The sequence below is a fragment of the Streptomyces sp. B1I3 genome (assembly GCF_030816615.1).
Classification (GTDB): Bacteria; Actinomycetota; Actinomycetes; order Streptomycetales; family Streptomycetaceae; genus Streptomyces.
In genome coordinates, this window is the sequence record NZ_JAUSYD010000001.1 from 7,103,277 (window position 1) to 7,117,263 (window position 13,987).

Consider the following 13,987-nt stretch of genomic DNA (forward strand, 5'->3'; position numbering starts at 1 on the left):
CTCAGACTGCACTGCCGTCGTTTGCTTCGCCCTCCAGCCTCCGCCCCGGTCACCGAACACTACGCGGCCTCTTTCGTACAGCCACTCGGGCGACTGTTTCGGGTGAAATTCTTCGGCGGTCATGTTTTCCCTCGCCCGGTCGAATCGACCATGTTCGGCACACGCCGACGGAATTGCGTTCCCGTGCGGGTATCGCGCTTTGTCCGCGCTGCGGAGCCGAATACCCGGGGATCCCCCATCGGCGACAGTCGGCTGCCGGACGGGCAGGGGAGTGCGTCCGGCCTGCGCCCACGCCCGCACCCGGAAGAATCTCGGGTACGCACTCTGCCGGACCGGCCCCGCACTCGACGTCGACGGACCCCGTGGGTCCAGCCCCGGGGGCCGCGCCCAGGATGTTCATCGCCGCGGAGCTCGCCGTCGTGACCCGGAAGAAGGGCGCCGGCGGACGGCTCGCCCCCTGGACCGTCCGCAACACCTCGGACCATCACCGTGCTTCGGTGCTTCACCGACGACAACGGGCACCTCCACCGTCCCGGCCCACACGGGTGAATCCCTCTCATGCACGCGCAATACGACGATCGTCCTGACCGACTTCAGGGACAACGTCTTCGAGGCCCCGAACGCGTACAGGGTGGCGGGACCGACCAGTAGTTCCTGGCCATCCAGGCCATCGGCGCGAACGGCCGGTCCTTCCGGTCGTGGACGTCCACCCGCCCCACCGGCACCTGGACCCCGTCGGCCTCCACCTGGAGCGCTTCGTTCCCCGGCGGGTCCGACGTCTCGTTCCACGGACCGGCCTGGACGAACGGCATCGGTCACGGAGAGCTCCTGCGCTCCGGCAATTCCGTACGCTCACCCTCGTCCCGTTTCACCGCAGTGCGTCGCGGTCACAGGGACGTGAGCCGAACCGCGGCGGTGGGAACTCTCAACTCTCGTACGGAGGCGTGCTGTTGACGTAGGCGTTGCGCACTGCTGGAGGGTGCCGTGCTTCCGGAGGCCGGGACGCGACGCGCCCTCAGGGCCGGCCGCGAGCGTATCGGCCTCCGGCGGCGTTCGTGCGGGGCGGGACGCGCGGTGGGGCGGTGGCGTCCGCTACTTGGTCGCCCCTGAAGCGAATCCGTTGTAGATGTAGCGCTGGAGGAACAGGAACGCGATCAGGGTGGGCAGGATGACGAGAACGGCTCCCGCCGAGATGTTCTCCCAGTGCGCCCCGAAGGGTCCCTTGAAGCGGAACAGCGCGGTGGAGATCGTGCCCAGTTCCTGCGAGGGCATGTAGAGGAAGGGGATGTAGAAGTCGTTGTAGGTGGTGATCCCCTTGATGATGACCACGGTGGCGATCGCCGGCTTGAGCAGCGGGAAGATGATCTTTCGGTAGATCGTGAACGAGTTCGCCCCGTCCAGCCGCGCGGCTTCGTCGAGGGATACCGGGATGCCGCGGATGAACTGCAGGAAGATGTAGATCGAGACGATGTCCGTGCCCATGTAGAGCAGGATCGGGGCCCACCGGGTGTCGAACAGTCCGAAGCTGTTGATGACCTGGAAGGTGGCGACCTGTGTGGTGACACCCGGGACGAGGGTGGCGACCAGGAAGAGGCCCATGACGAGCTTCTTGGCCCGGAAGTGGAAGCGGTCGACGGCGTAGGCCGTCATCGACCCGATGATCACGGTGCCGGTGATCGAGAAGAGCAGGATGAACGCGGTGTTGCCGAAGGCCGTCAGCATATGGCCGTCGGAGAAGGCGGTGGCGTAGTTGTCGAGGTTCAGCCAATTGCCGGGCAGCGACAGTGCACCGCCTTCGGTGACCTCCTCGGACGTCTTCAACGAGGTGAGGAAGACGACGGCCAGGGGGAGGAGTACGACCAGCGAGGCGACGACGAGCGACAGGTGGACGAGCGTCTGCCCGAGTCGGCCGCGCCGGCCGGGCCCGGGACGGGAGGGGGCGGCGGTCTGAGGGGCCGTGGTCATACGAGGTCCACCTTTTCGTCGGGCACGAGCCGGCGCTGGATCCACGTGATCAGCAGAATGATCAGCAGCAGCACCACGGCGGCTGCCGAGGCCAGCCCCGTCTTGTTGAACTGGAACGCGAGCTTGACCGTCTGGATGACGAACGTGGAGGTGCCGGTCGCGCCGCCGGTCATGATGTACGGGATCTCGAAGACCGCGAGGGACCCCGAGATCGCCAGGATGATGCTGAGGCTCAGGACGGGCCTGATGCCCGGGGCGATGATGTGGTGGAACTGCTGCCATCGGGTCGCGCCGTCCAGTTGGGCGGCTTCGTAGAGCTCGCCGGGGATCGACTGGATGGCGCCGAGGAACAGGACGAAGTTCAGGCCTGTGAAGCGCCAGACCGAGACGCCGGCGAGCGAGGTGTTGGCCGAGGCCGGGTCACCCAGCCACGCGTGGTCTGTCCCCGACCCGAACCAGGACAGGATGGAGTCGAGTGTGCCGCCGTCCTGGAAGAAATACAGGAAGACGAACCCGATCGCCACGCCGTTGATGAGGTAGGGGAAGAACAGGAGCCCCTTGAACAGGTTGCGGAACCGCAGATCGAAGCTGAGCACCGTGGCGAAGTACAGCGCTATGGCGATCTGTGCCACGGATGCCGCCAGGTAGTAGAAGCTCACGAAGAACACCCGGAAGAGCTCGGGCCGGGTGAAGATCTGGACGTAGTTGTCCGCTCCCGTGAAGTTCCGGTCCGGGCTGATGCCGTCCCAGTCCGTGAAGCTGTAATAGATCATGTTGCCCACGGGCACGTAGGTGAACGTGACCAGCAGCACCAGGGGTGCTGCCAGGAACAGCCAGGGGGTCGCGCGGCGGAGCCGCTGACCCCGCACTCCGCCTCCCGGTGGCCTGATGCCGCTTTCTGCGGGCCTGTGGCCGGTGGTCCTGTGGCCTGAGGCGGTGGCGCGGCGCGTCTTCACGCTCGCCGCCTCGGTCGTCTCGGTCATGTCGGGCCTTTCGTCATCCGCGTCGTCATTCGGTGCGCGGGAGGGTGGGGGCCCGGCCGGTGTTCTCGGCCGGGCCCCGCCTCACCGGCTCAGGAACCTGCGGCCTTTGCCGCCTCGTTCCACCTCGCGTCGAGTTCGGCGAAGTAGTCCTCGAGGCTGCCCTTGTCCGCACCGCGGGCGATGTCGATGAGCTTCTGGCGGTAGTCGGGCTTGTTCAGCCCGATCTCGGCCGCGTTGTCGATGTCGTTGACCTCGCCCGTGTTCCGCTCCGACCGCTCCACGAACGTGACATCGTTGTCAACGAAGTCGTCGAGGGTGTCCGGCATCGGAGCCGACTTGAGGGTGGGCACGGCACCCTCCTCGGCGGAGTAGCCGGACTTCTCGGTGAACCAGTCGACCCAGGCCCGGGCCGCCTCCTTGTGCTCCGAGTGGGCGTTGACGGCCTGCTGGTAGTCCGAGACGAGGGTGGCGCAGTACTCCTTGTTGCCCTTGCGGACCGGGAAGGGCATGAAGCCGATGTCGTCCGGGTTCGCTCCCGCCTTCTCGGCGGCGTCCTTCATCTGTGTGATCGACCAGGAGCCCAGCATCATGGTGCCGATCTCACCCTTGGCGAGCTTGGTCTTGGACGCTTCCCAGTTCGTGGTGTTGGGGTCCTTCTCCGCGAGTCCCGCCTTGACGGTGTCGTGCAGCAGCGTGTCGATCACCCGGAGCTCGCTGCCCTCCTTCCAGGGGGAGGCGGCGCCGGCGAGGCCGTTGGTGGCGTAGCTGTCGCAGGTCACCGAGCCGATGTTCGCGGTCCACTGGACCAGCGGCCAGCCGTCCTTGAAGTTGGTGTAGTAGGGGACGGCACCGGTCTTCGACCTGATCGCCTCGAGTCCGGCGAGGAACTCCTGGGGCGTGCTCGGCCAGGCGGTGACGCCGGCCTTCTTCCAGACGGCCTTGTTGTAGACGAACCCGTTGGCGGTGCCGAACTGGGCGATGCCGTAGACCTTGCCGTCGACGTCCGTCTTGTCGCTGAAGCGGTACTTCTTCGACATCTGGCCGGAGGTGCCGAGGGGGGCGAAGAAGGTGGGGTAGTCGTTCTTGGAGACGGCGGCCGGGATCATGAGGACATCGCCGTAGTCCTCGGTGTTCATCCGGATCTTCACTTCGCCCTCGTAGTCGGTGAGTCCCTCGAACTTCACCTTGACCTTGGGGTAGGTCTTGTTGAACTCCGCCGCGTAGGCGTCCATGGCGCCGCTCTGCACCAGGTCCGTCCGCTGGGTCAGGACCGTGATGGTGCCCGATGCCTTGTCCGGATCCGTAGGGGCCTTCGCCATCTCGGTCGACGGCGCGCCTCCGCCACCGCATCCGGTCGCGGCCAGTGTCGCGACGGTCAGAAGTGCGCCTGCGAGCGTCTTCGTCTTCCCCATGTGCCCAACTCCTCTGTGTGGCGGCTCAGGTCTGCGGTGGGATGTTGGCACTATGTCAGGACGGATGTGAACCGGTAAAGCTTTGATTTCCGTGACGATGCCCAATCGTTACCGCTTGGTGCATCAGGGCAGGCCGTGACCACCCTGCATGTGCAATGCGTGACGAAAGCGCGACTAGACCGGTTTATGGACAGTGCTCAATCGTGAGGTTAAGTTGTGCGACGTCGTACATCTGCCAGCGCGCCTCAGGCGATTGGAGCCGCACCATGAAGGACGTCACCCCGCTCACCGACGGCTGGAGCCTGCGCCATGGTCAGGCGCAGCTTCCGGCCCAGGTCCCCGGTTGCGTCCACACCGACCTGCTCGCCGCCCAGGTCATCGAGGACCCCTTCCTCGGGCGCAACGAGACCGAGGTGGCCTGGGTCGGACGACGGGCGTGGACCTACCTCAACGACGTCGCGCACGACAGCCGGCACGAGCGCACCGACCTCGTCTTCGAGGGCCTGGACACCGCAGCCCGGATCACCTTCGCCGACCGCGAGATCGGCACGACCCGGAACATGCACCGCACGTATCGGTTCGACGTCACGGGTCTGGCCGGGCGCCTGGAAGTGCGGTTCTCCTCCGCCTACGACGAGGCCGAAGCCGTGCGCGCGGTCACCGGGGACCGGCCCAACGTGTATCCCGAGCCGTTCCAGTACGTGCGCAAGATGGCCTGCAGCTTCGGCTGGGACTGGGGGCCGACGCTCGTCACCGCCGGCATCTGGCGGCCGGTCCGGCTGGAGCACTGGTCGACCGCCCGCCTGTCGTCCGTCCGCCCCCTGGTGACCGTCGACGAAGGCACGGGGAGCGTGGAGGTCAGGCTCCGGGTGGAGCGCACGGCGTGGGGAGCGAACCGCAGCCTGCTGGCACGCGCCGCAGTGGCGGGTCAGGAGGCGGAGGTCCGCGTCGACGGCGACGAAGCCGTGCTGCACCTGACGGTCGATCGCCCCCGGCTCTGGTGGCCGCGTGGATACGGTGACCAGCCCCTGTACGACCTCGACGTCACCCTGCTCGACGAGACCACGGAGCTGGACACCTGGTCCCGGCGCATCGGGTTCCGCACCGTCGAACTGGACCGGACCGCCGATGCACAGGGCACGGGCTTCACCCTCGTGGTCAACGGGGAAAGGGTGTTCGCCCGCGGTGTCAACTGGATCCCCGACGACGTCTTCCCCTCACGCATCACCCCTGAGCGTTACCGCACCCGGCTCTCCCAGGCGGTGGACGCCAACATCGACCTGGTGCGCGTCTGGGGCGGCGGCATCTACGAGGACGAGGCGTTCTACGACGCCTGCGACGAGCTGGGACTGATGGTCTGGCAGGACTTCCTCTTCGCCTGCGCGGCCTACCCGGAGGAGCAGCCCCTGCGGGGGGAGGTGGAGGCCGAAGCGCGGGACAACGTTGTCCGGCTCATGCCGCACGCCAGTCTCGTGCTCTGGAACGGCAACAACGAGAACCTGTGGGGTTTCCGGGACTGGGGCTGGGAGCCCGAGCTCGAGGGCGGATCCTGGGGAGAGGGGTACTACCTCGGTCTGCTGCCCCGTCTGGTCGCCGAACTGGATCCCACCCGTCCCTACGCGGCGGGCAGCCCGTGGTCCGGATCATGGGACCACCACCCCAACGACCCCGATCACGGCACCTACCACTCGTGGGAGGTGTGGAACCGCCAGGACTACGCCGAGTACCGCGCGAACGTACCCCGCTTCGTCGCCGAGTTCGGCTGGCAGGCACCCCCCGCCATGGCGACCCTCCGGCGCGCCCTCCCGGATGAGGTCCTGGCCCCCGACTCGCCGGGCATGCTGCACCACCAGAAGGCGGAGGACGGCAACGGCAAGCTCGACCGCGGGGTCGCGCGCCATTTCGAGCTGCCCGACGGCGACTTCGACCGGTGGCACTACCTGACCCAGGTCGTCCAGGCCCGTGCCGTCGCGGCAGGGATCGAACACTGGCGCTCCCACTGGCCCAGGTGTGCCGGCACCGTCGTCTGGCAGCTCAACGACTGCTGGCCGGTGAGCTCCTGGGCCGCCGTCGACGGGGACGGCCGCCCCAAACCGCTCCACCACGAGCTGCGCCGCGTCTACGCGGACCGGCTGCTGACCCTGCAGCCCGGCGACGAGGGCCCGGTCCTCGCCGCCGTCAACCAGGGTGCGACCGAGTGGCGAACGTCGGTGACACTGCGGCGTCTCGACGCCGACGGCACGACGGTCGCCCTGAGCACGTGCGAGGTCACCGTTGCCCCGCGTTCCGTCGGACGCCTGCCGATTCCGGCCGGACTGGTGCCGGCAGGACCGGTGCCGGCCGGGCGATCGGCCAGGGAATTCCTCGTGGCCGACGCCGACGGCCTGCGCGCGCTGTACTTCCCGGTCCCCGACAAGGAATTCGCCTACGTGCGGCCGGCCTACGACGTCGAGCTGGAACCTGTTGAGGACGACGACGCTAAGATCGACGTCGTGGTGAACGCACGCACTCTCGTCAGGGACCTCCTGCTCCAGGCCGACAGGCTCGGCCCCGATGCCGTGGCGGACCGGGGCCTCACGACGCTGCTGGCCGGCGAGCAGGTGCGGATCCGGGTCGACGGCTGCGGCACGGTGACCGCGGCCGGCGTACGGGCGGCCCTGTTCTGCGCGGACACGAAGTGAACGCTCCGGCACGCATCACCATCAAGGACGTGGCCGCCCGGGCGGGTGTATCCAAGGGAGCGGTCTCCCTGGCTTTCAACCACAAGCCGGGTGTCTCGGACGCGACGCGCGAGCGCATCTTCGAGGTCGCCCGGGAGCTGGGATGGGCACCGAATCAGACAGCCCGGAGCCTCTCCAGCCAGCGGGTCGACATCATCGGACTGGCCTTGTGCCGGCCGGCGAGGCTGCTGGGCCTGGAACCGTTCTACATGGACTTCATCTCCGGTATCGAGAGCGTGCTGGCCGAGCGGTCGTGTTCGCTGCTCCTGCGCCTGGTGCGCGATGTCGACGAGGAGATCGACCTGTACAAGTCCTGGTGGCGCAGCCAGACGATCGCCGGCGCCGTCCTCGTCGACTTCCGGGAGACGGACCCGCGCGTTCCGGCACTCCAGGCCATCGGCCTGCCGGCGGTCGCCGTCGGGCACCCGTCGCTCACCGGCTCCTTCCCCGCGGTCTGGACGGACGACGCCACCGCGACGGCCGAAGCCGTCCGATACCTGGCTGCGCTGGGCCACCGCCGCCTGGCCCGGGTGGGTGGCCCGGCCGGTTTCGGGCACAGCGCCATCCGGGCCAAGGCCTTCGCGGCGACCGTGCGGGAGCTGGGGCTGGAGGAGGGACGGCAGATCGCGACCGGCTTCGACGAGAGGGAAGGGGCGCGCGCGACCCGGTCCCTGCTCCTGTCGGCGGACCGTCCCACCGCCATCGTCTACGACAACGACATCATGGCGGTGGCCGGCGCCGGCGTCGCGGCGGAGATGGGTTTCGTGGTGCCGGACGACCTTTCCCTGCTCGCCTGGGACGACTCCCAGCTGTGCCGGATCACCCATCCGACCCTGTCGGCCATGAGCCATGACGTGCACCACTTCGGCGCAGAGGTCGCCCGGGCCCTCTTCTCGCTCATCGAGGGCACGCACACCGGTGCTCTCCAGGTCCCGACCCCGTCACTCACGCCGCGAGGATCCACCGCGCCGGCGCCTCAGTGATCCGTGCCGCGGGTCCGAGGCCGCGCCGGGGGCCGTGAGCGGCACTTCGTCCCCGATGCCTGTGTGCAGGCCCGCCCCTTCGGCCCTGGCTCACGCCCGCCCCTTCGGCCCTGGCTCACGCCCGCCCCTTCGGCCCTGGCTCACGCCCGCCCCTTCGGCCCTGGCTCACGCCCGTCCCTTCGGCCCTGGCTCACGCCCGCCCCTTCGGCCTGGACCGCGCGGAGGCCCTGTTCGACGGTGACCCGCCGCGACTGCTCGCCACGGCGGCTGCGTTCGTCGCGGCCGTCTGTCCCGACCGGGCGGCGCGGACGCTGCAGTTGGCCGGGGGCGAGCACGCCGCCGCCGGCGCGGCCTTGTTCGCCGGCTTAGGTCTCGCGCCGGAGACCGTCCGGTAGCCGCACCTCCTCGCGCGATGCCACGGTCTCCGGAGGCAGGAGCTCGGGTGTCTTCCGGCCCGCCCCTCCACTTCCCGCCAACGGGGCCCCGTCGATTCCGAGTCGGGCCCCCCGGCGACAGCCTGGGCAGTCGCGGTGTCCGCTGTTGCCCAGGCTGTCGCCGGGCCACTGAGGCAGGCAGGGAACTTTGAACTCACAGATGACAAAGTATGGACTTCTTCAGCAGAAGCCCCCTAGCGTGGCGGCGCAACCGTAGGCGTCCTGCCCATTTCACGGATCCGTACAGCCCGACCGGAGTGCAACCCCGTTCTGGAGGACCGATGCATCCACGGCTGTTCCCACGTGCCCGTAGACACCTCACCACCCTGCTCGTAGGCGGCTTCCTCGCGGGAGGTGTCTGGGTCGCACCCCCGGTCGTCGCCGCACCGGACGACATCCCGCCCCAGGAACCGGGCGTCACCCTGCGCGTCTTCGACACCCAGGTGCCACTCAGCAAGCTGTGCACGCTCAAGCCCGGCCAGACCCCCAACCACGACAAGCTGATGACCGCCGTGGACTGGTCCACGGTCGACGACTTCGGCGGCTACGCCGACAACTTCGTCGCCGAGGCGTCCGGCTACCTGATCGTCCCGGCTGACGGCACGTACGCCTTCCGCCTCACCAGTGACGACGGCTCGCGGCTGACCATCGACGACCGGGAGGTCATCGACCACGACGGTCTGCACGGTGCCGAGCCCAAGGACGGTTCCGTCCAACTCGACGCGGGCACACACCCCTTCCGCGTCGACTACTTCGAGCGAGGTGGCGAGCAGCAGCTGACGCTGGCGTGGAAGCCACCGGGCGCGGACGGTTTCGGCGTCATTCCGCGCGAGTCCCTGAGCACCGACGCCGGGGTCGTCCGGGTCACCGCGCCGGGCCGCAAGGAGTGCGAGTCGGGCGCGGACACCCCCGGCGACGGGCTGCCGCTCGCCGATGTGCGCCCGGACCTCGACCTCACCGACCTGCGCCCGGACGGCTTCGAACCGCAGGTCACGGGCATGGACTGGCTGCCCGACGGACGTCTGGCCCTCTCCACGTGGGGCGGCTCCGAGACCCGGACCGGCGAGGTGTATCTCCTCGACCACGTCACCGGTGACACGAGTCGCGACAAGGTGACGGTGAAGAAGGTCGCCGAGGGCCTGCGCGAGCCGATGGGCATCAAGTACGTCGACGGTTCGCTGTACGTCTCGCAGAAACACGAGCTGACGCAACTCGTCGACACGGACAAGGACTTAGTCACCGACGAGTACCGCACAGTCGCCACCTGGCCGTACGGCGGGAACTTCCACGAGTTCGCCTTCGGACTGCTCTACCGCGACGGCTACTTCTACGTGAACCTGTCCGTCGCCATCGACTACGGCGGTGCGACCACCACCCCGCAGCCGGCGCAGGGCCGCGGAACGACGTACAAGGTCAACAAGAAGACGGGCAGGATCCATGCCGTCGCGGGCGGCCTGCGAACGCCGAACGGGATCGGCTGGGGCCCCGGAAACTCCCTCTTCACCACCGACAACCAGGGCGGCTGGCTGCCCGCGTCGAAGCTCGTGCAGATCAAGCAGGACCGCTTCTTCAACCACTACACCCAGCCGTCGGGCCAGTTCGACAGCCGGCCCGTCACCCAGCCGGTGCTCTGGCTGCCCCAGAACGAGATCGCCAACTCCCCGAGCACACCGCTTTACCTGACGGAGGGCCGGTTCGCCGGCCAGATGCTGTTCGGCGACGTCACCTACGGCGGACTCCAGCGCGGCTACCTGGAGAAGGTGAAGGGCCAGTACCAGGGAGCCGTGTTCCGCTACACGCAGGGGCTCGAAGCCGGTGTCAACCGCATCACCATGGGGCCCGACGGTGCCGTATACGCGGGCGGGCTCGGTGCCGACGGCAACTGGGGCCAGGAAGGGAAGCTGAAGTTCGGCCTGCAGAAACTCACGCCGAACGGTGGCAACACCTTCGACGTCAAGGAGATGCGCGCCGTCCCCGGCGGTTTCGACCTCGAGTACACCCAACCGCTGTCGGAGGCGACCGCGGAGCAGCTGGCGTCCCACTACCAGGCGGAGCAGTGGCGGTACACCCCCACCTCCGACTACGGCGGTCCGAAGATCGCCGAGGAGCGGCTCGCCGTGCTTTCGGCGGCCCTCTCCGAGGACAGCCGCACAGTGCGGCTGCGTCTGGACGGGCTCAAGCCCGACCGGGTCGTGCACCTGCGCTCACCCCGCCCCTTCGCCTCCGCGTCCGGCGAGGCACTGTGGAGCACGGAGGCCTGGTACACGCTCAACGCCCTGCCGGGCAAGCAGCCGCCGCCGGCCACGCTGTACGAGGCGGAGGAGGCGCGGCTCACCGGCACGGCCGGCATCCACACCGACCACACCGGTTACTCCGGCAGCGGCTTCGTAGACCGCTACGGCACGGAGGGCCAGGCCGCTACGACCTTCGAGGTGACGGTCCCCGAGGTCGGCGACTACGACGTGGGCCTGCGCTATTCCAACGGCCCCAACCCCTTCCAGGGCACCAAGTCCCTCTCCCTCCACGTCAACGGAAAGAAGCTGAGACAGACGAAACTCGCCTCGACCGGCACCTGGGACGCCTGGTCGACGCAGACCGAGCGGGTCCGCCTGCACGCGGGGCCCAACACCCTCTCGTACCGCTTCGACCCCGGTGACACCGGTCATGTCAACCTCGACCTGATCACCGTGCACGCCCATGGTGCCCCCGTCCCCCTCTTCGACGGCACCGCCGCCTCCCAGCAGCAGTGGCAGCACACGGACGGCCGGCGCGTCGAATGGCCGTTGGCCGCCGAGCGGTCGATGGAGGTGTGCTGCGGTGACATCCGCACCAAGGACGCCTACCAGGACTTCAGACTGCGGCTGGAGTTCCGGGTGCCGCTCCTGCCGGACGAGGTGACCGGTCAGGACCGCGGCAACAGCGGCATCTACCTCCAGGACCGATACGAGCTCCAGATCCTGGATTCGTACGGCGACACCACCCTCGACACGAACGAGGCCGGCGCGATCTACCAGAAGAAGGCGCCGGACCGCAACGCGGCCACTGCCCCGGAGACGTGGCAGACGTACGACGTCACGTTCCGTGCGGCCCGCTTCGACGACAGCGGTCGCAAGATCGCCGACGCCCGGGTGACGGTCGTGTGGAACGGCCGGAAGGTCCATGACGACGTCGCGATCGACGGGCCGACCGGCGCGGGCGCGCCGGAGGGCCCGGCGGCCGGAGCGATCCGCCTGCAGGACCACGGGAACGCGGTGCGGTTCCGTGACATCCGCATCGAACCGCTGAGCTGACGCCCCGGACTCCGCCACCGACGCGGGGCACCTGCGAACCGCAGGTGCCCCGCGTCGCCCCGCTGCGCCCGCCGGGGCCGACGCAGATGACGCGTACACGGCGTCGCCGTTGGCCGAGAATAACGCGTGGACCACCCGCACGCCGTCGCGGGAGACTGCGGTTCCTGGCCTCCCGTACGCCCGCGGACAGTCGCCGCGAGCCGCGTGGGGGCTCCGCCGTCATGCCCGGCTCGTCGGAAGGCGACCCGGCCCAGGGCGACGGCCGAACCGGATCGCCCCGCGGCCGGTACCGCAACGGCGCCTCCCCGGAGACGCGAGGAGCGGGCTCGCCGCACGACCACACAGGGTGGACATGGGATCGCCTGAAGTGCGTGAGACATCGCCGGGCACGGGGTCAGTGCACCTGGCACTGCGTTACTACGGACGGGAGTTGGCCCGGCTCAGGTGGCTGACGGTACCCGCGATGCTGTCGCCGGCACTGGGCAACATCGGCATCAACTACATCGCACCGCTGATCGTCGCGAAGCTGGTCGGTCACATCGCCGACGACGGCAGCAGGACCCTCGGCTCGATGCTTCCCTACGTACTCGGCTTCGCCGCCGTCCTCCTGCTCGCGGAGGTGCTGTGGCGCGTCGGCCTGCACTTCCTCAACCGCCTCGACGCCCGGGGCATCGAGCACCTGTACGTGACCGGCATGGACGAGCTGTACGCCAAGGACGCCGTCTTCTTCCACGACAACTTCGCCGGGTCGTTGACCAAGCGGGTCCTGAGTTTCGCGTCCCGCTTCGAGGAGTGCGTCGACACCCTGACCTTCTCGGTCGTGGGCAGCTTCGTGCCGCTGCTGTTCGGGTCGGTCGTGCTGTGGAGTTACGAACCGCTGCTCGTCCTGGGCCTCCTGGCGATGATCGGGCTGACCGCGCTGTGCGTGACGCCCCTCATCCGCCGCCGCCAGGCGCTCGTCGACCAGCGCGAGGAGGCGATCGCCCAGGTGGCGGGTCACGTCGCCGACAGCCTGATGAACATGGACACGGTCCGGGCCTTCGGCGCCGAGGAACGCGAGGCCGCCGAGCACCGGTCCCGCGTCGCGGAGTCGCGGCGGCTCACGCTGCGGTCCTGGGACTACGGCAACCTGCGCATCGACACGCTGGTCGCCCCCATGTCCGTGCTGACCAACGCCATGGGCCTGCTGCTCGCGGTCACTCTCGGCGGGGGAGGGCACGGCGTGGAGGCGGTCGTCGTCGCCTTCACCTACTACAGCAACGCGACACGGATCATGTTCGAGTTCAACCAGATCTACCGCCGCCTGGAAAGCTCGATGACGGAGGCGGCGCAGTTCACCGAACTGCTGCTGGCACAGCCGACCGTGCTCGACCCGAAGTCACCGGAGCCGCTGCTGTCCGAAGCGGCCGATGTCCGCTTCGAGCAGGTGACCTTCGCCCATGCGGGTGCGAAACCTCTCTTCGAGCGCCTCGACCTCGAGGTGAGCAGCGGCGCCAAGATCGGTCTCGTCGGCCGGTCCGGCGGTGGCAAGACCACGCTCAGCCGGCTGCTGCTGCGCATGACGGACATCGACTCCGGCCGCATCATGATCGGTGGGCAGGACATCAGCAAGCTGCGCCAGGCCGATCTGCGCAGCCTGATCGCCTACGTCCCGCAGGACCCGGCGATGTTCCACCGCACGCTGCGGGACAACATCGCGTTCGCCCGGCCGGACGCCACCGACGCCGAGATCCGGCGCGCGGCCGAGGCGGCTCATGTCACGGAGTTCGCCGACGCCCTGGCGGACGGCTTCGACACCATGGTGGGCGAGCGGGGCGTCAAGCTGTCAGGCGGGCAGCGGCAGCGGGTCGCCCTCGCCAGGGCGATCCTGCGCGACGCGCCGATCCTGCTGCTCGACGAGGCGACCAGCGCCCTGGACTCCGAGAGTGAAGTCCTCGTCCAGAAGGCGTTGTGGCACCTCATGGAGGGGCGAACGGCCCTGGTGGTGGCCCACCGGCTCAGCACGGTCGCCACCATGGACCGGCTCGTCGTCCTGGACCGCGGCCGGATCATCGAGGAGGGCACCCACCAGCAGTTGCTCGCATCGGAGGGCGCCTACGCGAAGCTCTGGCAGCACCAGTCCGGCGGCTTCCTGGACGACGCCCCCGTACCGGCCGACCTGGGCTGAACGGGCGGGCCGAGGACAGCGGGGGCAGGGGTG

The 13,987-nt window shown here is 68.9% G+C and carries 8 protein-coding genes; 5 read left to right on the top strand and 3 right to left on the bottom strand.

Features of this window, described 5'->3' with window-relative positions; genetic code table 11:
* Nucleotides 1-669 precede the first annotated feature (669 nt).
* Nucleotides 670-954, top strand: coding sequence for a non-reducing end alpha-L-arabinofuranosidase family hydrolase (locus QFZ58_RS34595; RefSeq protein ID WP_373428687.1), 285 nt, complete (start codon nt 670-672; stop codon nt 952-954).
* A gap of 138 nt (nt 955-1,092) precedes the next feature.
* On the opposite strand, the gene QFZ58_RS32315 is transcribed toward QFZ58_RS34595, so the two are convergent.
* The 3 genes from QFZ58_RS32315 to QFZ58_RS32325 all read right to left on the bottom strand — a co-directional run bounded on the left by QFZ58_RS32315 (nt 1,093) and on the right by QFZ58_RS32325 (nt 4,360).
* Nucleotides 1,093-1,965 (bottom strand): carbohydrate ABC transporter permease, encoded by an 873-nt coding sequence (locus tag QFZ58_RS32315; RefSeq protein WP_307128411.1) that lies wholly within the window; start codon nt 1,963-1,965, stop codon nt 1,093-1,095.
* Nucleotides 1,962-2,948 (bottom strand): carbohydrate ABC transporter permease, encoded by a 987-nt coding sequence (locus QFZ58_RS32320; RefSeq protein WP_307128412.1) that lies wholly within the window; start codon nt 2,946-2,948, stop codon nt 1,962-1,964. The genes QFZ58_RS32315 and QFZ58_RS32320 overlap by 4 nt, the downstream gene beginning before the upstream one ends.
* Nucleotides 2,949-3,037: 89 nt before the next feature.
* On the bottom strand, nt 3,038-4,360 hold the full coding sequence (locus tag QFZ58_RS32325; protein ID WP_307128413.1) for an extracellular solute-binding protein: 1,323 nt from the start codon (nt 4,358-4,360) through the stop codon (nt 3,038-3,040).
* 266 nt (nt 4,361-4,626) lie between these two features.
* Here QFZ58_RS32325 and QFZ58_RS32330 point away from each other — a divergent pair, with 266 nt between their 5' ends.
* The 4 genes from QFZ58_RS32330 (at nt 4,627) to QFZ58_RS32345 (ending at nt 13,954) form a co-directional block, all read left to right on the top strand.
* Entirely contained in the window at nt 4,627-7,041 is a 2,415-nt protein-coding gene (locus tag QFZ58_RS32330) for a glycoside hydrolase family 2 protein (protein WP_307128414.1), read from the top strand.
* Entirely contained in the window at nt 7,038-8,063 is a 1,026-nt protein-coding gene (locus QFZ58_RS32335) for a LacI family DNA-binding transcriptional regulator (protein WP_307128415.1), read from the top strand. The genes QFZ58_RS32330 and QFZ58_RS32335 overlap by 4 nt, the downstream gene beginning before the upstream one ends.
* Before the next feature lie 715 nt (nt 8,064-8,778).
* Nucleotides 8,779-11,787: a family 16 glycoside hydrolase gene (locus QFZ58_RS32340; RefSeq protein WP_307128416.1), complete on the top strand. Its 3,009-nt coding sequence runs from the start codon at nt 8,779-8,781 to the stop codon at nt 11,785-11,787.
* Nucleotides 11,788-12,139: 352 nt separating this feature from the next.
* The gene (locus tag QFZ58_RS32345) at nt 12,140-13,954 is read left to right on the top strand and encodes an ABC transporter ATP-binding protein (protein WP_307128417.1); all 1,815 of its coding nucleotides are present in this window, start codon (nt 12,140-12,142) and stop codon (nt 13,952-13,954) included.
* The last annotated feature ends 33 nt before the right edge of the window (nt 13,955-13,987 follow it).